Origin of the sequence: Streptomyces sp. NPDC048424, from assembly GCF_040651555.1 — a bacterium.
Lineage (GTDB): Bacteria > Actinomycetota > Actinomycetes > Streptomycetales > Streptomycetaceae > Streptomyces.
The window spans coordinates 85,604-108,614 of record NZ_JBEZKE010000013.1 but is presented as its reverse complement, the minus strand read 5'-3'; the positions used below and the strand labels follow the sequence as shown (position 1 = coordinate 108,614).

19 protein-coding genes are annotated in these 23,011 nt (G+C 70.7%); 8 read left to right on the top strand and 11 right to left on the bottom strand.

Annotated features, from left to right (window positions below):
* The first annotated feature begins 90 nt into the window (after positions 1-90).
* Positions 91-861, top strand: a complete 771-nt coding sequence (locus AB0D29_RS20195; RefSeq protein WP_362855813.1) for a DUF6227 family protein — start codon at positions 91-93, stop codon at positions 859-861.
* A gap of 26 nt (positions 862-887) precedes the next feature.
* On the opposite strand, the gene AB0D29_RS20190 is transcribed toward AB0D29_RS20195, so the two are convergent.
* From AB0D29_RS20190 to AB0D29_RS20180, 3 genes are all read right to left on the bottom strand, one after another.
* A complete protein-coding gene (locus tag AB0D29_RS20190) occupies positions 888-1,394 on the bottom strand; it encodes a hypothetical protein (RefSeq protein WP_362855811.1) in 507 nt (168 codons plus the stop codon).
* Between the two features lie 57 nt (positions 1,395-1,451).
* The gene (gene pfkB / locus AB0D29_RS20185) at positions 1,452-2,402 is read right to left on the bottom strand and encodes a 1-phosphofructokinase (protein WP_362855810.1); all 951 of its coding nucleotides are present in this window, start codon (positions 2,400-2,402) and stop codon (positions 1,452-1,454) included.
* Between the two features lie 173 nt (positions 2,403-2,575).
* On the bottom strand, positions 2,576-4,015 hold the full coding sequence (locus AB0D29_RS20180) for an MFS transporter (RefSeq protein ID WP_362855969.1): 1,440 nt from the start codon (positions 4,013-4,015) through the stop codon (positions 2,576-2,578).
* Between the two features lie 195 nt (positions 4,016-4,210).
* Between AB0D29_RS20180 and AB0D29_RS20175 the strand changes: the two genes are divergently transcribed.
* Complete coding sequence (locus AB0D29_RS20175) at positions 4,211-5,167, top strand: YafY family protein (RefSeq protein ID WP_362855808.1); 957 nt, start codon at positions 4,211-4,213, stop codon at positions 5,165-5,167.
* 173 nt (positions 5,168-5,340) lie between these two features.
* Here AB0D29_RS20175 and AB0D29_RS20170 read toward each other — a convergent pair whose 3' ends face one another.
* Entirely contained in the window at positions 5,341-6,318 is a 978-nt protein-coding gene (locus AB0D29_RS20170) for a sigma-70 family RNA polymerase sigma factor (protein WP_362855806.1), read from the bottom strand.
* Between the two features lie 550 nt (positions 6,319-6,868).
* Between AB0D29_RS20170 and AB0D29_RS20165 the strand changes: the two genes are divergently transcribed.
* Positions 6,869-7,513, top strand: coding sequence for a Uma2 family endonuclease (locus tag AB0D29_RS20165; protein ID WP_362855804.1), 645 nt, complete (start codon positions 6,869-6,871; stop codon positions 7,511-7,513).
* Here the strand turns inward: AB0D29_RS20165 and AB0D29_RS20160 are convergent.
* The 3 genes from AB0D29_RS20160 to AB0D29_RS20150 form a co-directional block, all read right to left on the bottom strand.
* Positions 7,510-8,319: a class III extradiol ring-cleavage dioxygenase gene (locus AB0D29_RS20160; protein WP_362855802.1), complete on the bottom strand. Its 810-nt coding sequence runs from the start codon at positions 8,317-8,319 to the stop codon at positions 7,510-7,512. The two genes, AB0D29_RS20165 and AB0D29_RS20160, sit on opposite strands and share 4 nt — an antisense overlap.
* A 108-nt stretch (positions 8,320-8,427) precedes the next feature.
* Positions 8,428-9,966, bottom strand: a complete 1,539-nt coding sequence (locus AB0D29_RS20155; protein ID WP_362855800.1) for an MFS transporter — start codon at positions 9,964-9,966, stop codon at positions 8,428-8,430.
* Between the two features lie 62 nt (positions 9,967-10,028).
* Positions 10,029-10,811 carry a TetR/AcrR family transcriptional regulator gene (locus tag AB0D29_RS20150; protein WP_362855798.1) on the bottom strand — a complete coding sequence of 261 codons (783 nt, stop codon included), beginning with the start codon at positions 10,809-10,811 and terminating at the stop codon, positions 10,029-10,031.
* Between the two features lie 280 nt (positions 10,812-11,091).
* Here AB0D29_RS20150 and AB0D29_RS20145 point away from each other — a divergent pair, with 280 nt between their 5' ends.
* From AB0D29_RS20145 to AB0D29_RS20130, 4 genes are all read left to right on the top strand, one after another.
* On the top strand, positions 11,092-12,369 hold the full coding sequence (locus tag AB0D29_RS20145; RefSeq protein ID WP_362855797.1) for a M6 family metalloprotease domain-containing protein: 1,278 nt from the start codon (positions 11,092-11,094) through the stop codon (positions 12,367-12,369).
* Between the two features lie 287 nt (positions 12,370-12,656).
* A complete protein-coding gene (locus AB0D29_RS20140; protein WP_234323422.1) occupies positions 12,657-13,193 on the top strand; it encodes a hypothetical protein in 537 nt (178 codons plus the stop codon).
* Positions 13,194-13,361: 168 nt separating this feature from the next.
* Positions 13,362-17,480 (top strand): SGNH/GDSL hydrolase family protein, encoded by a 4,119-nt coding sequence (locus AB0D29_RS20135; protein ID WP_362855795.1) that lies wholly within the window; start codon positions 13,362-13,364, stop codon positions 17,478-17,480.
* A 73-nt stretch (positions 17,481-17,553) separates the two neighbouring features.
* On the top strand, positions 17,554-18,015 hold the full coding sequence (locus tag AB0D29_RS20130; protein WP_362855793.1) for a hypothetical protein: 462 nt from the start codon (positions 17,554-17,556) through the stop codon (positions 18,013-18,015).
* A 90-nt stretch (positions 18,016-18,105) separates the two neighbouring features.
* On the opposite strand, the gene AB0D29_RS20125 is transcribed toward AB0D29_RS20130, so the two are convergent.
* On the bottom strand, positions 18,106-18,876 hold the full coding sequence (locus AB0D29_RS20125) for an alpha/beta fold hydrolase (RefSeq protein WP_362855792.1): 771 nt from the start codon (positions 18,874-18,876) through the stop codon (positions 18,106-18,108).
* A 130-nt stretch (positions 18,877-19,006) separates the two neighbouring features.
* Entirely contained in the window at positions 19,007-19,807 is an 801-nt protein-coding gene (locus AB0D29_RS20120; protein WP_362855791.1) for a BTAD domain-containing putative transcriptional regulator, read from the bottom strand.
* Between the two features lie 938 nt (positions 19,808-20,745).
* On the opposite strand from AB0D29_RS20120, the gene AB0D29_RS20115 reads away from it, so the two are divergent.
* Complete coding sequence (locus tag AB0D29_RS20115) at positions 20,746-21,315, top strand: hypothetical protein (protein WP_362855789.1); 570 nt, start codon at positions 20,746-20,748, stop codon at positions 21,313-21,315.
* 71 nt (positions 21,316-21,386) lie between these two features.
* On the opposite strand, the gene AB0D29_RS20110 is transcribed toward AB0D29_RS20115, so the two are convergent.
* Together AB0D29_RS20110 and AB0D29_RS20105 are read right to left on the bottom strand one after the other, a co-directional pair.
* Positions 21,387-22,250, bottom strand: a complete 864-nt coding sequence (locus AB0D29_RS20110; RefSeq protein ID WP_362855788.1) for a hypothetical protein — start codon at positions 22,248-22,250, stop codon at positions 21,387-21,389.
* Positions 22,251-22,343: 93 nt separating this feature from the next.
* Positions 22,344-22,799, bottom strand: coding sequence for a peptidase inhibitor family I36 protein (locus AB0D29_RS20105; RefSeq protein WP_362855786.1), 456 nt, complete (start codon positions 22,797-22,799; stop codon positions 22,344-22,346).
* Positions 22,800-23,011: the final 212 nt, after the last annotated feature.

The window sequence follows — 23,011 nt, the reverse complement described above, 5'->3', positions numbered from 1 at the left end:
CGTTTTACCGAACCCCGGACGTGATGTCAGAGCCAGGGGTTACGTTGAGCTTCCGCGAAGTGACAAGCTGCGACGGCCTGGAGACCCACCTTGAGCGATCCGTACGAGACAACCGAGGCGCACCTCGACCGACTCCTCGGCCGCGCCCTCAACTCCTTCGACCTGCCCGACAGGTTGGTCGAGCGCCTCGGCACGGCGCTCGCCCACAGCTCTTCGCTCTACACCACCCACCACAGCCCGGCCACCGGCGTCTGGCGGGAGACCCACCGGCACACCTACCTGCTGGCCGACGGCGGTTCGCTCTCCCTGTGGGAGCTGACGTACCTGCCCGAGGGTGACCGCAGGGTCCGCCACGAGGTCTTCGCGAGCAAGGCGGAGACCTGCCTGGCGGTGTCCCGGCTGTTCGGAGAGGGCTCCGCCGGCGCCACCCCGGATCCGGTGCTGCTGCCGGGCGACGAGGAGCCGGAGAACGACGTGGCGGCGCTGAGCGCGCTGTTCGCGGCCTCGGCGCCGGCTCGGCGGCACCGGGAGTACGTGGTGGAGCAGTCCGCCGACCACGCCCGGCGGGTGCTGCGGCGCGCGGAGAACGGGGACCGGCCCGGCGAGCCGGTGGCGGCGTTACTGAGGACGGCGTACGCGCACCAGATCACGCAGGCGTTCGGCGGCCGGCAGTGCCTGTCGGACGGGCGGGACGCCGGCTTCAGCCTGTACGAGCACGCCTTCGTGCTGCTGGACGGGACCGAGGTCAGCCTCTGGGAGGTCGAGCACACGGCGACGCCCGACGGACGGCACATGTGCGAGGTGTACGAGAGCGAGGCCGCCGCGCGCGGAGCCATGGAGCACCGCGCCCGCGTACGGTGACTCTCCCGCCGGGGTGGTGAGACGGCCTAGTCCGCGGCGGCGGCGCGGCCTTCGCCGGCCATGAACCGCCAGACCAGGGCGTGCCCCAGCACGATCAGGCCGATCAGCATCAGCGCCTCGGCCTGGATGGGCTGCAGCCCGAGCGGCTCGGCGAGTTCGGGGACCGCGCCGACCACGGCGATCAGTGCGTAGAGCAGGGCGGCGGCGGCCTGCTGCCAGGTCAGGAAGCGGTCGCCACGCGCCCGGGCCAGCAGCCGCAGGGTGCTCGCGCAGCCGACCACCGCGAGGACGATGAAGGCCGCCCGCCAGACCTGCGGTTGCTCGGTGCCGCCGACCTGGGCGAACAGGCCCATCAGGGCGGGCAGCAGGAAGGACAGGTAGATCCCTCCGACCACGCGCCGCAGGGCGGGTTCGCGCATCCAGTCGTGGTGGCTCTGGACGACGTTCCACCACAGGCCCACCAGGGTGAAGCAGGTCGCGGAGAAGAGGGCGTAGAAGGTAGTGACATCCGTGGACGACGAGAGTGGCAGCATTCGTGTGGCCCGCGGCCGCCCCACGCCCGTCGTCCGGCGCGTCCCACCCGGTACGGACTACGGCGTCGCGGGCTCGGTGAGGGCGAGGTCCAGGGGCAGGTCCCGGGTGATGCGGACCCGCTCGGGGCGCAGGTCCGCCGGTGTCGGCATGGCGCTGCCGGGCAGTTGGACGGCGGCCGCGCCGTGGGCCACGGCCGAGGCGAGGGCGTCGGGCCCGGCGCCTCCCGCGATCAGGAAGCCGGCCAGGGCTGCGTCCCCCGCGCCCACCGTGCTGCGGACCGCCGGGACGGGCGCCGTGCCGTGGAAGGCGCCCGCCGCGGAGACCAGGAGCTGGCCGTCCCCGCCGAGGGAGGCCAGCACGGCCCCGGCGCCGAGCGAGCGGAGCTCCTCCGCGGCCTTGAGCACGTCCCCCAGCGTGGACAGCGGGCGTCCCACCGCCGCGGCCAGCTCGGACGCGTTCGGCTTGATCACCTCCGGGCGGGCGGCCAGCGCCGCCGGCAGCGCGGGGCCCGAGGTGTCCACGGCGACGCGGGCGCCGGCCGCGCGGGCCCGGGTGACCAGGTCGGCGTACCAGCCGGGCCCGAGACCGCGCGGGAGGCTGCCGCAGCAGGCGGTCCAGGTGGCCTCGCCGGCTCCTGCGGCGACGGTCTCCAGGAGGAGCGCGGCCTCCTCCGGCGAGAGCTCCGGCCCGGGCATGTTGATCTTGGTGAGGGTGCCGTCCGGTTCGGCGACGGCGATGTTCGAGCGGGTCTGGCCGGCGATCGAGACGGCCGTGACGTCCACGCCGTGCGCGCCCAGGAGTTCGGCGAGCAGGATGCCGGCGCCGCCGCCGAGCGGGAGCACCGCGGTCGTACGGGCGCCCGCGGCGGCCACCGCGCGGGCGACGTTGACGCCCTTGCCGCCGGGGTCGACCTGGTCGCCGGTGGCACGCAGCACCCTGCCCCGGTCCAGCGAGGGGACCTCGTAGGTCCGGTCGAGGGAGGGGTTGGGCGTGACGGTGAGGATCATACGAGCACGACTTCCGTACCGGCGGCCTCGATCGCCGCCTCGTCCGTATCGGTGGATTTCCCTCACCGTACGCCGGTGACGAGACGGAACAACGGAACAGAGGAAAACGGACATGCCCGCCCAGGAGGGGCGGGCATGTCCGTGGTGTGTCCCTCGCGGCGAACGCGCGCGGTCTAGGCCGGGACCTTCTCGGCGGCCGGGCCGCCCTGCTCGGCGGCGTGCTCGGCGGCGCCCTCGCGCTGGTCGATCGGGATCGGCTTGCGCGGCAGCAGGAACATCACCGCGAAGATCACGAGCAGCACGGCCGCGACCCACCACAGCGCGCCGCGGAAGGCCTCGACGTAGGGCGGGCCGTAGACCTTGTCGTCGTCCATCAGCCCGAAGAAGACGACGGAGGTCAGGGCGAGGCCGAGCGCGTTGCCCATCTGGCCGGTGGTGTTGATCAGCCCGGAGGCCGAGCCGGCGTCCTGGCGCGGCACCTCGGACAGCGTGGTGTCGTTGAGCGGGGCCACGATCAGGCCCATGCCGATGCCCATGAGGACGAGCGGAGCGGCCATCTGCCAGGAGGCGATCTCCATGCCGTAGTGCTCCGACTCCCAGATGTAGAGGAGCAGACCGGCGGCCATGATCAGCGCGCCCGCCTGGAGCACCTTGCGGCCGTACCGCGGGACGAGCTTGCCGACGGAGATGCCCGCGGCGGCCGAGACCGCGATCGAGAACGGGATGCCGGTGGTGCCGGCGCGCAGGGCGCTCCAGCCGAGGCCCATCTGCATGTACATCGTCCAGACCAGGAAGAAGATGCCGGTCGCGATGCCGAAGGTGAGCTGGACGGCGATGCCGCCGGCGAAGCTCTTGACCTTGAAGAGGGAGAGCTCGACGAGCGGGGAGCCATCCTTCTTGATCTTGTACTTCTCGTAGGCGATGAAGCCCGCGAAGACGAACGGCGCCGCGCCCATGCAGACGAAGCCCCACAGCGGCCAGCCGTTCTCGCGGCCCTCCGTCAGCGGGAAGATCAGCATGACCATGGCGAGGGTGGCGAGGACGACGCCCACGAGGTCCAGGCGCAGGGCCTTGGGGGCCTTGGACTCGCTGATGAACTTGCGGCCCAGGATCACGCCCGCGATGCCGACGGGCAGGTTGATCAGGAAGATCGGGCGCCATTCGAGACCGAAGAGGTTCCACTCGGTGAGCAGCGCGCCGAGCATCGGGCCCGAGACGGCGCCGAGGCCCACGATCGCGCCGAACATGCCGAAGACCTTGCCGCGCTCCTGGGGCGGGAAGGTGACGTGGATGATCGCCAGCACCTGCGGGACCATCAGCGCGGCCATGCCGCCCTGGAGGATGCGGGAGGCGACGAGCATCCCCGGGTTCGCGGCGATGCCGCAGAGCAGCGAGGCGGCGGTGAATCCGGCGATGCCGAGGAGGAAGAGGCGCTTGCGGCCGTAGATGTCACCGAGACGGCCGCCGGTGATCAGGCCGGCGGCGAAGGCGAGGGCGTAGCCGGCGGTGATCCACTGGATCGCGCTGGGGGACGCGCCGAAGTTCTCTCGCATGCTGGGTATCGCTATGTTGACGATCGTGACGTCGACCAGGTCCATGAAGGCCGCGGTCATCACGATGGCGAGCGCCAGCCAGCGGCGGCGGTCGGCGGGTGAACTGGGTGCGTCGTGGGCTACGTCGGTCCGCTCTTCTCGTACGGGCCCGTTCTCTCTTTCGGGCGATGTCTTGGGCGTCTCGGTGGTCATGGAGAGAAACCTAGACCCGATGTAGGTCAGTCGGTGTCCTATTTCGCTGGCAACCTGGATTGCATGACCGACACCCCGGCACGGCTGCTGTCCCTGCTGTCCCTCCTCCAGACCCCGCGCGAATGGCCCGGGAGCGAACTGGCGCAGCGGCTGCGGGTCAGCTCGCGGACCATCCGGCGCGACATCGAGCGGCTGCGGGACCTCGGCTACCCGGTGGAGGCCACGCTGGGTTCGGAGGGCGGCTACCGGCTGGTGGCGGGGGCGGCGATGCCGCCGCTGCTGCTCGACGACGAGGAGGCCGTGGCGATCGCGGTGGGGCTGCGGGCCGGGGCCGGGCACGCCATCGAGGGGGTCGAGGAGGCCTCCGTACGGGCCCTGGCCAAGCTGGAACAGGTCCTGCCGTCACGGCTGCGGCACCGGGTGAGCGCGCTGCAGTCGGCCACCATCGCGCTGACCCGGGGGGACGGGGCGAGCGTGGATCCGCGGACGCTGACGGTGATGGCGTCGGCGGTGGCGGGGCCGGAGCGGCTGCGGTTCGCGTACCGGGCGGGGGACGGGGCCGAGTCGCGGCGGCTGGTGGAGCCGTACCGGCTGGTGAGCACGGGGAGCCGGTGGTACCTGGTCGCCTACGACCTGGAGCGCGAGGACTGGCGGACCTTCCGGGTGGACCGGGTGTCCGAGGCCTTCGCGACGGGGGCCCGGTTCGCGGCGCGGGCCCTGCCGGTGGACGCGGAGGAGTTCGTGCGGCGGGGGCTCGGCGCGCGGGGCGCGGAGCGGTACGTGGTGGAGGTCGCGTTCGCCGCGGGGGCGGCGGAGCTGCCGGAGTGGCTGCGGAGCGGGGCCCTCCCGGGGGGTGGCGGGGAGACCCTGGTCCGGTTCGAGAGCGGGGACGCGCCGGAGTGGGTTGCCGCGCGGCTGGCGCTGACGGGGGTGCCGTTCACCGTGCGTGAGCCTGCGGCGCTACGGGCCGCGGCCGGTGCGCTGGCCGCGCGGCTCACGTCGGCGACGTCCGCGCCGTAACCGGGGCTCCGCCCCGGACCCCCTGGGGGCTCCGCCCCCAGACCCCCGCTCCTCAAACGCCGGAGGGGCTGGATTTTGCGCGGGTTCGGGCAGAGCCCGGAAAGGGGGGAGCCCCGGCGCCTGGGGGGGGATAGGCACCGGGGCTCGTACAGGGGGCTTCGCTGCGGGCCGCTCTAGGCCACGGCGTCGAAGCCGGTGTCGCGCGCCATCCGCTTCAGTTCCAGCAGGGCGTGCTTCTCGATCTGGCGGATCCGCTCGCGGGTCAGGCCGTGCTGCTTGCCGACCTCCGTCAGGGTCCGCTCGCGGCCGTCGTCGATGCCGTACCGCATCTTGATGATCGACGCGGTGCGCTGGTCGAGCTTACCGAGCAGGTCCTCCAGCTCCTCGCTGCGCAGCAGCGAGAGCACGGACTGCTCGGGCGAGATCGCGGACGTGTCCTCCAGGAGGTCGCCGAACTGCGTGTCGCCGTCGTCGTCGACCGACATGTTGAGGCTGACCGGGTCGCGCGCCCAGTCCAGTACGTCACCGACGCGCTTCTCCGTCGTGTCGAGCTCGGCGGCGATCTCGGCGTGCTCCGGGTCCCGGCCGTTCTCGCGGTTGAACTCGCGCTGGACCCGCCGGATCCGGCCCAGCTCCTCGACCAGGTGGACGGGGAGGCGGATGGTGCGGGACTGGTCCGCGATGGAGCGGGTGATGGCCTGGCGGATCCACCACGTGGCGTACGTGGAGAACTTGAAGCCCTTGGCGTAGTCGAACTTCTCGACCGCGCGGACCAGGCCGGCGTTGCCCTCCTGGATCAGGTCGAGGAGGGGCAGGCCGCTGCGCGGGTAGCGCCGGGCGACGGCCACGACGAGGCGGAGGTTGGAGCGGATGAAGACTTCCTTGGCGCGCTCGCCTTCGGCGGCGAGCGCCTCCAGCTCCTCGCGGGCCGGGGACTCGCCCTCACGGTCTATCTCGCCGTCGAGGATCTGCCGGGCGTACACGCCCGCCTCGATGATCTGGGACAGCTCCACTTCCTTGGCGGCGTCGAGCAGCGGGGTGCGCGCGATCTCGTCCAGGTACATGCCGACCAGGTCGCGGTCTGCGATCTCCCCGCCCACAGCGCGGGCGCTGCTCGTGGACTGACGACGGGCGACGGCGCGGGTTGCCATGCGTGCTCCCTTGCGATGAAGTTCGGTCGCGGTGCGGCTGCCGGACGGCCACCTGGTGGGGTGGTACGTCCTCGGACACTCTCCCGAGTGCCCGCTTCCGAAGGAAACAACGACTGGAATCGGGACAGAATTCCCACGTCGCTCCCTCTTTTTCGAGATCTTGCAGTATCCTGCCCCGCCACGAGAGGGGGCCGGATACCGCGGGAACTCGAAGAGGTGCAGGTCAGGCCCGGAACCGAGGCCGATCCGGCGGCGCTCGCGGAACTCCGCGATCCCACCGTCCGTGAGACGGCCGTCACTCCGGAACAACGCCGCCCCTGACTGCACTCCCACCCTGAAGACGGTCCCCACCGGCTTCTGGTTGCCTGCACGGCCGAAGGAATGGCCGTATACGCCACAAGTGGCCCGTTCCGCCCGAATCCGGCCCGCCACCCCTCCGAGTGAGAACACGGGCATATTCCCTCGGCATAGCCTGGCTGGCCCCTAGCGTCGAAGAGTCGCTTGTGCCGTCCGGCGGGCGACGCCCACACTGAGAGGAGGTGTGCCGCACATGACCGCTCTCGCCCACGAGACGCTGGAGGCCGTAATGCCGAAGGTCGCGACTCCCCCGTCGGACCTGGACGACGTCCTGTGGCACGCATGGAAAGCCATGAAACTCCCCGAGGGCTATCACGCCGAGATCGTCGAGGGGTTCATCGAGGTGTCACCGACGGGTCGATACGCACACGGCCAGATCGCGAACCGGCTGCGGCGCGCCCTCGACAGATTCCTGGACGGCGGCGAATTCGCCGCGTACCAGGACCTCAACGTCGTCCACAAACGCAAGGTGTGGATCCCGGACGTGTTCATCGCCTTGGAGGACGCCGAAGAGCACGTCATCGAGGAGGGCCTCGGGATCGACGCCTCCGGTGTGGAGCTGATCGCCGAGGTGGTGTCACCCGGCAGGGAGAGCCTCGAGCGGGACCGCGACCGCAAACGGCGTGCGTACGCCAGGGCCGGGATCCCCGTATACCTGATCATCGACGACTACGACGGCCAGGGCAGCGTCAGGATGCTGTCCGGCCCCGTACCCGACCAGGCGCGGTACGAGTCCGAGGTGCGGCTGCCCTACGGCACCGCGGTGACCATCCCGGAAGGGCCGGCCAAGGGGTTCGCGATCACGAAATCGATCACCGGGGGACCCCGCAGGAGCTAGCCGAACTGGAGGGAGCGCTTCGAGAGGCCCATCCAGAAGCCGTCCACCGGGTCGCGGCGGGCGGTGAGGTCGCCGGTGGCCTCGGCCGCGCCGAGGGTGACGAAGAGCGGGGCGAAGTGTTCCGTGCGGGGGTGGGCGAGACGGCCCGAGGGGGACTTGGTCTCGAAGTCGAGCAGGGAGTCGATGTCGCCGCAGGCCAGCGCCTCGTGGCCCCACGCGTCGAACTCCGCGGACCAGGCGGGGACGCCCGGGTGCCGCAGGGCGGCCAGGTTGTGGGTGAAGAAGCCGCTGCCGACGATGAGGACGCCCTCGTCGCGCAGGGGCGCGAGCTTGCGGCCGATGTCCATCAGGCGGCGCGGGTCCAGGGTGGGCAGGGAGATCTGGAGCACCGGTATGTCGGCCTCCGGGAACATCTCCACCAGCGGGACGTACGCGCCGTGGTCGAGGCCGCGGTCCGGTACGTCCTGGACCGGGGTGCCGGGGGCCTTGAGGAGCGCCCGGACCGACGCGGCGAGCCGCGGGGCGCCCGGGGCGTCGTAGCGCACCTGGTAGTAGTGCTCGGGGAAGCCCCAGAAGTCGTAGACGAGCGGGGCCTGTTCGGTGGCGCCGAGGGCGAGCGGGGCCTCCTCCCAGTGGGCGGAGACCATCAGGATCGCCGTGGGGCGGGGCAGGTCCGCGGACCAGGCGGCCAGCTCCCCCGGCCAGACCGGGTCGTCGGCGAGCGGCGGCGCCCCGTGGCTGAGGTACAGCGCCGGCATGCGGGTCCCGCGCGCCGAGGGGGGCTGGGGTGCGGTGGCCGGGGTCATGGGGGCGCTCCTCCGTCGTCGGTGCAGGGCTGCCCGAAAAGACTAACCCCGCTTGGTTCAAATTTGAACCAAACGGGGTGATCAGTCATTCCCGTGCGGGTACCGCCGTCAGTGGGCGATCACCGGAACCTTGAGCTCGGCGTCCGCGCCCTCGCCGGCGCCGGAGGCCACCGGACCGCCGACGTTCGGACGGCCGGTGTTGATCAGCGCCAGGGCGATGGCCGAGCTGGCGACCAGGATGCCGACCGCCCACCAGATGGCGGAGGCGTAGCCCTCGACCATGGCCTGCGCCTGGATCAGCTGTCCGGCCGGGCCGCCCGCCGCGGCCTCGGCCGCGTGGTCGGTCAGGTACGCGGTCGTCGCCGAGGCGGCGATCGTGTTCAGCAGCGCGGTGCCGATGGCGCCGCCGACCTGCTGCGAGGTGTTGACCATGGCGGAGGCGACTCCGGCGTCGGCCGGGTTCACCCCGTGCGTGGCCAGGGACATGGCCGGCATGAACGCCGTGCCCATGCCGAGGCCGAGCAGCAGCTGCGCCGGCAGGATCAGCGCCGGGTACGAGGACCCGACCTCAAGCTGGGTCAGCAGCAGCATGCCGACGGCGGCGAGCAGGAAGCCCGGCCCCATCAGCAGGCGCGGCGCGACCCGGGTCATCAGACGGGCGCCGATCTGGGTGGAGCCCGTGATCATGCCCGCGATCATCGGCAGGAAGGCGAAGCCGGTCTTGACCGGCGAGAAGCCCTTCACGACCTGGAGGTAGTAGGTCAGGAAGAGGAACAGGCCGAACATGGCGATGACGGCCAGGCCGAGCGAGAGGTAGACACCGCCGCGGTTGCGCTCCAGCAGCACGCGCAGCGGCAGCAGCGGGGACTTCACCTTGGACTCGACGAGGACGAAGGCCGCCAGCAGCAGCACCGAGGCGACGAACATCGTCACGGTGAGGGCGTCCGACCAGCCGGCCGACTCGGCGCGGGTGAAGCCGTAGACCAGCGCGACGAGGCCGGTGGTCGACAGGATCACGCCGGGGATGTCGAGCGGCGCGCGGTTGCGGCCGCCGGCGGGCTCACGGATGACCATCCAGGCACCCACGGCCGCGACGATCGCGAAGGGGATGTTGACGAAGAAGGTCCAGCGCCAGTTGAGGTACTCGGTGAGGAAGCCGCCGAGGATCAGGCCGACGGCGCCGCCGCCGCCCGCGATCGCACCGTAGATGCCGAAGGCCTTGGCGCGCTCCTTGGCGTCGGTGAACATCACCGCGAGCAGGGAGAGGGCCGCCGGTGCGAGCAGTGCGCCGAAGGCACCCTGGAGGGCGCGGGCGCCGAGCATCATGGCCTCGCCGTTCGCGGCGCCGCCGAGCGCGGAGGCCAGGGCGAAGCCGATGAGGCCCACGATGAAGGCGTTCTTGCGGCCCCACTTGTCGGCGATGCGGCCGCCGAAGAGGAGCAGTCCGCCGAAGGCCAGCGCGTACGCGGTGATGACCCACTGGCGGTTGCCGTCCGAGATCCCGAGGTCGGTCTGGGCGGAGGGCAGGGCGATGTTCACGATGGTCGCGTCGAGGACGACCATCAGCTGGGCCAGGGCTATGAAGACGAGTGCCTTCCAGCGGCTGGGATCGGCAGCCAGCGGCGGAGTCGCGGCTGTTTTTGACATGGAGGTACCCACTTCACTGTGCGGAATGACTGAAAAAGACTAGTTGGCGAGCTTTGTGCGCGTCACATGGTTTTTTGCCGGAGGTCGTCGAAAGTGGCCGCCGAACCCGGCAGTTCGGAGCGGGCCGGCGCCCGGAGCCCGTCGAGGAAGAGCTGGAGGTGACGGTGGGCGAAGCGGTCGGTGTCGAGGCAGGCGGTGCCCGGCAGCGGGCGGCTGAGCTGGGACAGGGCGACCATCAGGTCGCCGACGCCGATGTCCGTACGGATCACTCCGGCGTCCTGGCCGGTGGCCAGCAGCGTCTCGACGGCCGTCTGCAAGGCGGTCTGCGCCGCGAGGAGTTCGGGGTGTTCGCGGTCGAAGTCCTCGGCGAGCATCGGGCACAGGGCACCGATCCGCTCGTCGGCCGCGGCGTGCGTGAAGCGGCACAGCGCGGCGAAGGCGTCGGGTTCTCCGGAGAGGGACTCCTCGGCGAGGGAGGTCTCGGCCGAGGCCGTGACCCGGTCCATCACGAAGAGCACGACCTGCCGGACGAGGGTGGGGCGGTCGGGGAAGTGCCGGTAGAGGGTGGCGTTGCCGATGCCGGCCCGCCGGGCCACCTCGTCGAAGGGGGCCGCGGAGCCGAACTCGACGAAGACCTCGCGGGCCGCCGTCAGGATCCGCTCGCGGTTGCGCACGGCGTCGGCGCGCGGGCGCGGGACGCCGTCCGCGCGGGCCGCGCCCGACGCCCGGGCGCCGGCCCCCTCCCGTACGCGCGCCGGCTTCGAGGCGGTCCCGGCCGGGGCGAGGTCCACGGCCGCCACGAGGGCGGACGGGGCCGCCGGGGCGGTGGCGGTGGGGCGCTTCATTCCGGGGCCTCCCTGGCACGGTGACACGCGGTACGGACGGTTCGTCGTACGGACAACTCCTTCGGCCCATCCAAACGGGGAGCCGGTCCCCGCTTTGCGGGACTCACGTACAAACGGGGATCCCGTCCCCGGTTATTTCACTCGCCCGTGTGACCTGAGTCACAGCACCGTGCACGTTCGGCCTCTCCCGGCGCGCGGGCGCGCCGCGCCCGTCGGAGGGTGATCGCACAGAGCGCAGACCGGGACAGGGCCGGCTGCCGCGGACCCGAAGGCGATCTCCATGCCGCAGACCCGCCACCGGATACGCAAGCCCCGCCGCACCAGCGCGTTCATCGGCCTGACCGCGCTGGCCCTCGGCGTCTGCGCGACCGCCAGCACCGGGATATCCAGTCGCGGGCACTCGGCGGCCGGCCCTGTGGCCACGACCGTCGAATCGGCTCTCGCGCCCTGCCGGATCGCCGGCACGATGGGCGTGCAGATGTCCGAGGGCCTGCCGACGCCGCCCGGGTACTCGCGCTCCACCGGCGAGGTCCGCGCCCTGAACCTGATGGTCGACTTCCCCGACGCCAAGGGCGAGGGCACGGCCGCGGACCGGCTGGCGGAGTTCTTCCCCCAGACCGCCGACTGGTTCCGCACCAGCTCGTACGGCCGGCTCACCTACCGGCCCGAGGCCCCGATAAGCACGTGGCTGCGGATGCCGATGCCCTTCGCGGCGTACGGGATCGAGCGCGGGTCCCCGTACGAGCCGGGCTACCGGCAGCTCGTCGAGCACATCGCGAAGGCCGCCGACCCCGAGGTGGACTTCAGCCGGTACGACCTGATCAACATCCTGATCACGCCGAACGCCGGGCCGTCCGCCCTGGACACCGTCCTGTCGGTGACCTTCTCGGGCAACGGCGAGGCCCCCGTCGCCGACGGGGTGCCGCTGGCCAACACGTCCTTCGTCTACAGCCGGCAGGACGACGGCTCCGGAACCTACCGGGAGACCGGCTACCGGGTGCTCCCGCACGAGAACGGGCACGTCTTCGGGCTGCCCGACCTCTACACCGCCGACGGCGGGAGCACGGTCGGGCACTGGGACATCATGAGCGAGGACTGGGGCGCCAACAACGACCTCATGGGCTGGCACAAGTGGAAGTTGGGCTGGCTGGACAGCACGCAGATCAGCTGCGCGTCCAAGTCGGGCACCAGCGACCACACCCTGTCCCCGCTGGGAGTGCGGGGCGGCACGAAACTGGCCTTCATCCCGCTCTCGGAGAGCGCCGGGTACGCGGTGGAGGTGCGGACCCGGGCCGGGAACGACGAAGCCGTCTGCAAGCCCGGGGTCCTCGTCTACAAGGTGGACTCCGACGTGGACACCGGGCACGGCCCGATCACGGTGTCGGACAGCGCGAACGCGAGCGGCGGGTGCACGCGCCGGCCCAATGTGCACGCCGAGCTGTCGGACGCCCCGTTCCGGCCGGGCGAGACCTTCACCGACGAGAAGGCGGGCATCAGCGTCTCGGTGGTGGGGCAGCTGCGCAACGGCAGTTACCAGGTCCGCATCACCCGGCCGTAGCTCCCCCACGGGGCCCTTGCCGGAGTCACGCACCAGCGTGGCTCCGGCCATTCCCGCGCCCGTGGCCTGATTGCAGGTCACCGCGCCTTTCCTCTGGCTAAAGCCGGTTCGTGCACTGCGGTTAAATTCCCTCCGATGCCCGGCGGTATCGGCTTTATGTGGAATTCCTCCCGGAATCGTCCTTGGTAGCTTCCCCAAGCGATCGTCGGGGGGCGACACTCAGCAAACGGCGGACCGCTCCTCCTCGCTCGCGCCACATCATGGCAATTCAGAGGAGTGACCACCCCATGTCCATGAAGACCTCGCTGCGCATCACGCTCGCCACCGCGACCACGTTCGCGGCGCTCGGCCTCGTCGCCCCCCAGGCGGCCATCGCCGACACCCCGGGGCAGCACTTCACCGTCGCCGCCGACGCCTCGGCGTCCACCAAGACCCTCGTGCAGGCGAACAAGCAGGCCGCCGCCGCGGCCTCGACCGTGTGCGGCGCCGGCTACGACCAGATCGTCCTGGCCGAGCGGCTGCCCGACGCCCGCCGCTACGCGACGATCTACGTCTACACCAACGGCCAGGAGACCGGCCCGCGGCTCAACGACCGGCCGACCTGTGCCGTCCTGCACAACGAGACCGGCTCGGCCCAGTACATGGGCGTCCGCCTCAAGGACAACTACACCAGCACCCCGGACACCGAGGACTTCGGCACCTTCACCACCTACGCCGGTCCCGTGTACCAGAACAAGGGCTGGTGCGGCACGGTCTACTCGTACATGAAGAAGGCCGGCCAGGTCGTCGTCGACCACACGCGCGGCGTCGGCGCCTGCAACTAGCCGCCCCGCTCACCGACTCACCGACTCACCGTCCGGCGGCACACCTCCGGTCCGGCAGCACGCCGAGCCCGAGGGCGGAGCCCCCGACGCGCCATGTCGTGACATGTACATTACAAATCCAGAGAGCGAAGAGTGAACCGCAACAGATTGAGGCGGGCACGGATACCCGTGACCGCCGCCCTCACCCTGTCCATGGCCGCCGGCATCGCCACGTCGCAGGCCCTCGCCGCCCCGGCGCCGACCCCGCCCACGAACGCGGCGGCCGACCCGAGCCCCAAGGCCCCCGGCGGTGACGCCCCCAAGCCCGAGGCCGTTCCGGAGCAGGACCGCTCCGCGGCCCTCGGCAAGGACTACCGCGGGTCGAAGGACCGCGCGTGGACCACGTCCGGCGACGGCACGGGCTTCCACGTCCTGCTCGCCGACGAGAAGGACGGCTACAAGTGGCGCACCGCCGCCACACTGTCCGAGCCCGGCTTCGACACCGACACCTGGATCGGCAACGCCTGCCTGACCCAGTCCGGTACGCACGCCGCCGTCGCGTACGCGCCGCGTACGTTCACCAACAAGCCGGAGCTGATGGCGCGCGGCGCGTTCACCGCCATCGTCAACCTGCGGACCGGGCAGATCACCAAGCTGCCGGTGCAGGCCAGCCTCGGCTACTTCTCCCCGGGCTGCGGCACGGGCGACACGGCCGTCTTCTCGCAGTTCGCCGACGAGACGGCCGCGAAGAACGAGACGCGGCTCGTCAGCATCGACGCGCCCTCGGCCAAGGCCGACATCCTGACGGTGCCCGGCCAGGTGACCTCGGCGATCCCGGTCAACGGCGAGATCGTCGCCGCCCAGGGTCCCACCCTGGTCAAGGTGGCCAAGGACGGCAAGGACACCAAGGAAGCCAAGGTCCTGCCGATCAAGCGGACTTCGGCGATTCCGTTCCAGCTGATGGCCGACGCCGAAGGCGGCGTCACCTTCATCGACCGCGTCCAGCCCGGCGCCAAGCCCGCCGGGAAGCCCGGCGGCCTGCTCGCCCCCTCGGCGAAGGGCGGCCCCGTCGCTCCGGAGCCCACGGGTGAGGTCAACCGGATCACCGCCGCGGACGTCAAGAAGGCCGACGGCAAGGCCGCCGGCACCCAGGTGGCCACCGGCAAGCTGGAGGCCTTCGACCTGGCCCGCACCCCGTCCGGCACCGTGTTCGTCACCGGTACGGCGACGAACACCGGCACGCTGCCGGGTGCGGTGAAGAACCCGGGCGGCATCGCCAAGGAGGCCACGGTCTCCAGCGAGGGCCAGGCCACGGTCATGACCCGCTGGGCCGACGGCAAGGACTCCCGGCTGCGTCCCGAGGACGCACTGAGCGCCCGCGCCGCGCGCACCACGATCAAGGCCATGGACACGGGCAAGACCCTCGAGCTCGACGCGCTGCCGACCTCCGACCCGATCGGTGGCGAGAAGTCCCTCCAGGACGGCCAGAGCACCTCCCCCGCCCTGGAGAACGCCGGCGGCGCCAAGCCGGCCGCCAAGCCGAACGCCAAGAACGCGCCTTCCGCCGTCTCCTCGGCAGCGGCGGCGGCTCCGGCCAACGACACCGTCGACGCCGACCGGTTCTGCTCCGTCCCCCGCAACGACCCCCGCAAGCAGGCCTTCCAGCCCACGCCGCGGCAGGTCGAGTGGGCGGTCAACCAGACCGTCATCGGCCAGCTCAACAAGGGCGCCACGCGTCCGGCGAACTGGAAGAACACGGGCATGGCGGCCTACGCGCCGCAGTCCCTCTTCCCGCTCACCACGCTGGACGGCGACCCCAACGGCACTCCGGACCGCGGTGACGAGTGGCACGTGCCCTCGCAGGTGCTGCTCGGCATCACCGCGCAGGAGTCGAACATGTGGCAGGCCACGCGCTACGCCGTGCCCGGTGTCACCGCCAACTCCCTGATCGGCAACTTCTACGGGGTCAAGTACGCCTCCAACGGTCAGCAGCAGGACCCGTGGGCCATCGACTGGGCGGACGCGGACTGCGGTTACGGCATCACGCAGGTGACCGACGGCATGCGCATGCACGGCCACGAGAAGAAGGACGAGAAGCCCAAGACGGTCGTCCAGCAGGAGGCCGTCGCGCTCGACTACGCGGCCAACATCGCGTCCGGCGTCAACATCCTCATCGAGAAGTGGAACACCACTCGCCGGGACGGGCTCGTCATCAACGACGGCCACCCCAAGTGGATCGAGAACTGGACGTACGCCCTGTGGTCGTACAACGCGGGCTACCACCCGAAGTCGACCGCGGGCGCCAACAGCGGCAAGTGGGGCGTGGGCTGGACCAACAACCCGGCGAACCCCCTGTGGAAGGCCAACCGCACGCCGTTCCTGGAGGACGCCAGCGGCGGCAACGCGTACTACCACGCCGCCTCCCCGCAGCACTGGCCGTACCAGGAGAAGGTGATCGGCTGGGCCGCCCGCCCGATCGAGGCCATGGAGAAGCCGGGCAAGTTCGGCGCCGGCTTCCGTGAGGCCTGGTGGCTCAACCCGGGTGACCGCACCCGCGCGATGCCGCCCATCGGGCTGTTCTGCGACGCGTCCAACGACTGCGACCGCTCCAAGATCAGCGACACCGACTCGAACAAGACCGGTCAGGGCGCCTGCCTGCTTCCCGGCGACCCGAACACCTCGGACCCGCTGTACCTGAAGTGCTGGTACACCAAGCCGGCCACCTGGAAGAACTGCAAGGACGCGCAGTGCGGTACGCCCGTCCACCGGTTCAACGACACCTACCCGGAACAGCCGGACGAGGCCTCGTACCCGCCGCGCTGCACCATCGGGCTCCCCGAGGGCACCCACGTCATCGACGACCTGCCCAACGGGTTCTACCCAGCGGGTGGAGCACGCAACTGTGCCAACAACGTCTCGGCAGGAACGTTCCAGTTCACCTTCAGCGGGTCGGGCGGGGCCTACCCGGGCAAGATCGACACACACCAGATCGGTGCGGGCTTCCGCAACCACTTCTGGTTCAGCCACACCCGTGACAAGAACACGGCCGAGGGCGCAAGGCTGTTCACCTCCGGTACCTGGACGCTGAACAAGCCGGACCGGGGCTGGATGCGCGTCTGGGTCCACATCCCGGACCACGGGGCGCACACCCGGCAGGCCTCCTACCAGGTCAAGGGCACCGACTCCAAGAGCCCCGTGCGCGTGCAACCGCAGCGGGTGATGGAGAACAAGTGGGCCGACCTCGGCGTCTTCAACTTCACCAGTACCCCTCAGGTGGTCCTGGACAATCACAGCAAGGACGGGGACGGCTCCGAGGACATCGCCTGGGACGCCGTGGGCTTCCAGCCGCTCGGTGCCAAGCCGGCCAACTTCGTGGTCGCCATGGGCGACTCGTACTCCTCCGGCGAGGGTGCCTCCGCGTCCGGCGGCGGTGACTACTACAAGGAGACCGACGTCCTCGGCAAGGACAAGAAGCTCCGCAACGCCTGCCACCGGTCCAAGTACGCGTGGTCGCGCCAGGCCACCCTGCCGGGTTACTCCAAGTCGATCGGCGCCATGTCCGACGACCGCGACGGCAACATGGACTACCACCTGATCGCCTGCTCCGGAGCACAGACGGAGAACATCCTCTCCGCCGACATCCTGGGCCCGACCAACACCGAGGGCAAGAAGGGACAGCCCTCGTACGGCGAGCTCCCCCAGCTCGACAAGGGGTACCTCGACGACAACACCACCCTGGTGACGCTGTCCATCGGGGGCAACGACGCGCGGTTCACCGACGTCATCAAGGAGTGCATCTACGCAGCCGTACTCCTCAACTGCCAGCACGCGAACCTGAGCGACATGTCGGAGCCGCTCAAGGTCACCGAGCCCAGGTTGATCAAGACGTCGGTGCGTCCCTCGATCCAGGTGACGCTCCAGCAGATCCAGGCCCGGGCTCCCCACGCCAAGATCGTGCTGATGGGCTACCCGCCCCTCCTCGAGGGCACCATCTGCATCCCCGGCATCAACGGGGACGAGCAGCCCTGGATCAACGAGATCGGCCGACTGCTGGTCACCGAGATGAAGGGTGCGGTCGCGGACGCGCGGGCCAACTTCGGCGTGAACGCGTGGTTCTCCGATCCCACGGACAACTTCCTGAACAAGGCGATCTGCGGCAGCCCCGAGTCCGTCCACGGCATCGTCGTGGACAAGACCCCGGGTGACGAGGACGGCGTGCCGACCTCCGCGCAGTCCTTCCACCCGAAGATCTCGGGTGCCCGGCTGTACGCCGACTCCCTGCAGGACACGTTCAAGGAAATGAAGTAACACCCTTTGCGCGTGGGGGCCCTGAGTATCCGTACTCAGGGCCCCTGCCCGTTCCTCTGAAAGGCTTCGCTCCATGAACAAGGCTTACGGCGTTGCCGGCGCCGCCCTCACCGGCGCCGTCACCGGGTGGCTGGCACTGGGCCTGTGGCAGTGGGCCGACGCCGAGGACAAGCGCAGCTGCGCGGACAGCACGTCTGTCTGTCTCACCTACTACCCGCTGACCGGCATCCTCGCGTGGGTGGCGCTGGCCGCGGTCATCCTCGCGGTGGCGCTGCCCCTGATGGGGGTGCGGCCGCGGAAGACGGCAGCGGCGGCCTCCCTCGCCCTCCAGTTGTACGCACTCGCCATCATCGGACCCTTCGCGCCGCGCGACGCCCCCGAAACCAATGCGCCGAACCTGATCGCCCTGGCGCTGGGACCGGCGCTCGTCGCCGTGTGCGCGGTGCCGGCCTGGCGCCGCGCCGGGCTCATCGCCATCGGTGTGCTGCTGGTGGCGGGGATGGTCGCCGTCGGCATCGACAAGGACATGTTCTAGATCCGCCGCGGGGTCAGCGGCCCGTGGCCCTCGGCCAGGAGCGGCCCGGCCACACCGGTGTGTCCCGCATGACGCGGCGGGGCCGGGGGCTCAGAACTCCGCGGTGAGGGCCCGGCGCAGGATGTCCCCGACCTCGCCCTTGTTCTCCTGGGCCAGCAGGAAGAAATGGTCTCCGGCGAAACGGCGCACCCGGCACGGGCCGCTCGTGTGCGCGGCCCAGCCGTCGAGCGGCTCGTGCGGGACCAGCGGGTCCGCCGTGCCGCCCAGGACGTGGAGCGGCACGTCGAGGCGTACGTCCCCGAACCCCGCCGCGGCCTCCCGGCTGAGCTCGATGTCGGCCCGCAGCACCCGCGTGACGTGCGCCAGCATCTCCGGATCCTGGAGCACCCACTGCGGCGTGCCCCCGCCCTCGCGCAGCAGCCGTTCGGCGTCCTCCTGAGTGGCCGTCGCATGGGCCCGGCGCCGGTTCCCACCGGGCACCTGGCCGCTGACGACCGCCGCCCGGCACTGCCCGCCGAGCAGGAGGGCCGCGCGGGTGGCGAGGAGCGCGCCGAGGCTGTGCCCGAAGACCACCGTGGGCAGCGGGTCGCGGCCGAGCACCTCGTCGGATACGGAGTCCAGGACCTGGTCGAGCCGGCACCCCGGAGGCTCGCCGAAGCGGCGCTCCCGCCCGGGGAGCGACAGCCCGAGCACTTCCACGTGCGCGGGCAGCGCCTCGACGACGGGGTAGAGCGTGCTGGGGCCGGACCCGGAGTGCGGGAAGACCAGGAGGCGTACGCGGGGCGCGACGTCCCCTTGCGTCCGCAGCGGCGGCCACCAGGGAACGGCTGGGGACTGCCCGGCGACTCGCGGCCCGACCATCAGTGGCTCTCCTCGTTGCTCGTGTCCTCGACCTCGATCGCTCCGGGTCGCTCCAGGTCGCTCCGGACGGCCCGGGGTCGCCCCGGGCCGCCCCGCGTTCAGTCAGCCTATGCAGCGGGCCAAGGCCGCTTCACGCGGCGCTGACGCCGACCAACTGATCCGCGCCACAGTCTTCGAGGGCGGGGGCGTGCGTCAGGATCGCGTGCTGCAGGCGCTGGAGGCGCGGCGCGGGCTCGATGCCGTGGTCCTCGACCAGGTTGCGCCGCACCTTGCCGTACGTGGCCAGCGCCTCGGCGGTCCGTCCGCTGCGGTAGAGGGCCACCATCAGGTAGGCATAGAGGTTCTCCCACGTCGAGCGGTCGTCGAGCAGGGCGTAGATCTCACCGACGAGAGCCTTGTGGTTCCCGAGTTCGAGCTCGAGCTCGAACCGCTGCTCGTGGGCGAAGGAGCGGCGCTCGTCCAGCCGCCGGCCGAGGGACTCGAAGGCGGGTATGGCGCGCAGGTCTTCGAGGGCCTGTCCGCGCCAGAGCGAGATGGCCTGGTCCAGGGTCGCCGAGGCCCGCTCCCGGTCACCGGCCCGACGGAACTCCCGGGCCGTCGCCAGCAGTCTGTCGAATTCGTAGACGTCCAGGTCGCACCCGACGAGCCGCAGCCGGTAGCCGGGCGGCTGGGTGGTGATGAGCGCGGCGGCGTCGAGGTCGAGCGCCTGGAGGTGCTTGCGCAGTTTGGACACGTAGACGTGCAGTGCGGTGGAGGCGGTCTGGGGAGGGGTTCCGGACCAGAGGGCCTCGATGAGCCGTCCGGAGGACACGGCTTCACCGTGATGGGCGCAGAGGTAGGCCAGCAGGGAGCGGAGCTTGAGCGCTCTCGGCGATACCTGGGCCCCGTCCTCTGTCTCTATCTCAACCGGTCCGAGCACTTGGAACTTCACGGCATTTCCCCCTGGTAGATCTCTTTGCCACAAAGGGGACGCGCACGACTGATCCGCATCGCGCAGCCCCCCTCCGCACCCATCGATCTTCATTGCGTATGCACATCGAGTCAAGCCGCCCAACTCGTATCTGAGGAACACTTGAGGTGAGGGGATGAGCCATATCTCACACCCATTTCCGGATGGATCAGCTCCACTTTTCAGGCCTGCTCGACAAGCCATTTCCAGCCAGCACATCGCGTAATTCAGGCCAAAATCAAACGGCGTGAAACGCACCCCGGGCGACTGGCGGAACAGCCCGGAACCGGACATCTCGCAGCGGGATCCGGACGCCCCGGCGACCGCCCGCAGGACCGGCCCGAGCCCGCGCCCCAAGGGCCCCGCAGCGCTCGGGCACCCCGCGGGGACGGCGGCCGAGCACCCGCCCGGCAGAGCGGCCGCAGCCGCCGATCAACGGCCGACACCCCGGGAAAACCCCGCCAACCTGGGGCTACTTATGGGTATGGTCCCGGCAGACAACCGCCGTTGGTGGCCCTGTGCGAGATCGGCTACGCCGCCGGCCGGCACGACCACCGCAAGCGGTTGGCGGGTTGACGCACCCGCTCGGCGGGACGGGGGGAACCTCCGCCGAGCGGTGCGGAGCCCGTTCCGCACGTCGGATCCGGGCCGACCGCGCGCCACGGAAACACGGCTCGCGAGCCCGCGACCGACCACCTCGCGCGCGCCGTTCCGCCCGGTCGGCACAGCGGTCCGTCTCGCCGCACAACCGGTGCACACCATCCCCCCGCTCGACGACATTCCCGTCGTCCACGCCGAATACGGGGGAGGTACGGGCGCGTCAGGAAAACACAAGCAGCACTTCGCGTCCGCGCATCCGGACAGCATGTCGCCATGAGACCAATGCGCGCATTACGAGCATGATGAGGGGAAGTTTTCTCGTGCATTCCAAAAAGGCAATTCGCTTCCTGGCGTCCACCGTCGCGGTCGCGGCGAGCGCCCTGTGCATGGCCGTGCCCCAGGCCCAGGCGTCCGCGCTCGCCGCGACGCCGGCCGGCGTCGCGGACGCGGCCTCCACGGCCGCCGCCCCCGACTGCCAGGGGACCTGCGTGCTCGGCGTCCGCGCCGCGACCCACCCGGGCTTCGACCGCTTCGTGATCGACCTGGGCGAAGGGCCGGTTCCACAGTGGACCACGACCACCCAGACCACCCCGCTGACCTGCTGCGGTGACGAGGGGAGCCAGCACGTGGTCCCGATCACGGGCAAGCAGTACCTGAAGATCAAGCTGTCCCCGGCGACCGGGTTCGACTTCACCACCCTGAAGTCGGTGTACACGGGGCCGAAGTACCAGAACTACAACTTCCCGAGCCTCAAGGGGCAGGGCCTCACCGGCGCCACCGATCCCGAGGCCCGCGAGTTCAACATCGGGCTCGCCCTCGGCGACCACTCCTCGTACCGGATCTCGAAGCTCACCGCTCCGAACCGGATCGTGGTCGACATCAACCACTGAGGCACCAACTGCGCGTCAGGAAGGGCACGTCGACTGCCGTCGGCGTGCCCTTCCGGTGGGTTCCGCGCGCGCTACTCTCCGGCCCGGGCGAGGATCGTGCGGGCGGCGTCGACCTGCTGCTTGTGCCGCTCTTCCAGCACCGCCAGCGCGTCGCCGTGGGCCGCCAGCTTGGTCTGCTGGATCGCGGCCTCCACGCCCAGCCACGTGTCGACCAGCTTCGTCTCCTCCTTGCAGGCCACGTCGGCCACGGCCGTGGACACTTCCTGCGGGGTGGCGCTCGGCCGGCCCGTGAAGTCGTCCGCCGGGTCCAGGGGGGAGGCGTAGGTGAACCCCTTGCCCTTCATGCACGCGGACCAGTCGGCGACGACGTTCTTCACCTCCGGTGCGGAACGCGATTCCTCGAACGCGCCGACCGAGATCTCCTGGGCCGTCTTCGCCGCGGCGGGCGGCTCGGCGTCGCCGCGCAGGGCCCTGCCCGCCTCCGCCACACAGCCACCGGGCGGAACCTCATGCCCCTTGTACGTGCCGACGTCGCCCGTGAGGACCTTCCAGGCCTCGTCGGAAGGCCTCTTCAGCCCGAGGTCGGACACCTTCGCGGGGTGGTAGCCCTGGGTCTGCGCCTCGGTCTTGTCCAGGATTCCGTACCTGCGGTCGGACGAGCCCGGCGGGCTGTCGGAGACCGTGTCGTAGGGAAGGCCGTACCGGCTCATGCACTCGGTCATGGCCCGTCGCTCGGCCTTCGAGAGCAGGGTCGACTCCTCGGTGGTGAGGCTGTAGCGCGCGATCGGCAGCCGCGCACTCGGCCCCGGGGCCCTTGCCGCGGGAGCCGCGGAGGGCGCGTCGGCGCCGGCGGGCCGGGACTCCGGGCCGCTTCCGCTTCCGCCCCTCTCACCGCTCGCACAGCCGGCGACGGCGAGGACCAGACCGAGGCACAACACCCCGAGGGCGACCCGGCCGGGCCGCCCCCTTCTCCTTGAGCATGAGTTCACTGCGTACGCCTATGCCTCTGGGGATGCGTCGAGGGCCGGTCAGTTGAAGACGTAGCAGCCGTCGCCCTTGCCGCTGTAGGCGGACGCGTTCTCGTTGTAGGTGTTCACGAGCTTCGAGGCGGACCTGTTCGGCGCGATGGCGTCACAAGGGCCATCGCCCCAGCTGTTGTAGTAAATGCTCACCCAGAAGCCCTGGGAGGTGTGGTTCTTGGCCGAGGCGGCATTGTTCTTGATTTCCTGTCCCTGACCCGCCCCGCCGGTCAGGAATTTGTCACTGGAGGCCATGACGGGAACGCTGGTGGTGCCCTCGTAGTACGAGTAGGAGCCACCGAAACCGCTGTTGTAGAACAGCTGGAGACACTGCCCGTTGAAACGCAGATCGGAGCAGGTACTGCCCAAGGTGGAACTGGCACTCGCCGGCGCCGCCAAGGCAAGACCCACGCCTGCGAACGCGGAAAGGGCCGCGGCCGTGGCCGCCACGCGCTTCAGCTTCATTTCTTCCCCCATATGTGACTGCGCCTCTTGATTCCAAGCGGCCACCGGCACCTTAACCCCGGGGGATCGCAAACCCGTTGGAATATTCGCCCGGAACCTCCCCTCGATGTCTGAAAACCACCCGAGCCCCGCACCGGGCAGACCGTAGCGCCACCCGTTCCCCCGGCGTTGACCTGCGAAGATTCACCACGGCCCACCACACCGACTGAGAC

Coding starts and splice junctions, on each gene's coding strand:
- AB0D29_RS20105 (WP_362855786.1), bottom strand. CDS start 22,799: ATGAAGCTGAAGCGCGTGGCGGCCACGGCCGCGGCCCTTTCCGCGTTC.
- AB0D29_RS20180 (WP_362855969.1), bottom strand. CDS start 4,015: ATGACCGCGGCCTTCATGGACCTGGTCGACGTCACGATCGTCAACATA.
- AB0D29_RS20190 (WP_362855811.1), bottom strand. CDS start 1,394: ATGCTGCCACTCTCGTCGTCCACGGATGTCACTACCTTCTACGCCCTC.
- AB0D29_RS20155 (WP_362855800.1), bottom strand. CDS start 9,966: ATGTCAAAAACAGCCGCGACTCCGCCGCTGGCTGCCGATCCCAGCCGC.
- AB0D29_RS20130 (WP_362855793.1), top strand. CDS start 17,554: ATGAACAAGGCTTACGGCGTTGCCGGCGCCGCCCTCACCGGCGCCGTC.
- AB0D29_RS20140 (WP_234323422.1), top strand. CDS start 12,657: ATGTCCATGAAGACCTCGCTGCGCATCACGCTCGCCACCGCGACCACG.
- AB0D29_RS20170 (WP_362855806.1), bottom strand. CDS start 6,318: ATGGCAACCCGCGCCGTCGCCCGTCGTCAGTCCACGAGCAGCGCCCGC.
- AB0D29_RS20150 (WP_362855798.1), bottom strand. CDS start 10,811: ATGAAGCGCCCCACCGCCACCGCCCCGGCGGCCCCGTCCGCCCTCGTG.
- AB0D29_RS20145 (WP_362855797.1), top strand. CDS start 11,092: ATGCCGCAGACCCGCCACCGGATACGCAAGCCCCGCCGCACCAGCGCG.
- AB0D29_RS20175 (WP_362855808.1), top strand. CDS start 4,211: ATGACCGACACCCCGGCACGGCTGCTGTCCCTGCTGTCCCTCCTCCAG.
- AB0D29_RS20160 (WP_362855802.1), bottom strand. CDS start 8,319: ATGACCCCGGCCACCGCACCCCAGCCCCCCTCGGCGCGCGGGACCCGC.
- AB0D29_RS20165 (WP_362855804.1), top strand. CDS start 6,869: ATGACCGCTCTCGCCCACGAGACGCTGGAGGCCGTAATGCCGAAGGTC.
- AB0D29_RS20125 (WP_362855792.1), bottom strand. CDS start 18,876: ATGGTCGGGCCGCGAGTCGCCGGGCAGTCCCCAGCCGTTCCCTGGTGG.
- pfkB (WP_362855810.1), bottom strand. CDS start 2,402: ATGATCCTCACCGTCACGCCCAACCCCTCCCTCGACCGGACCTACGAG.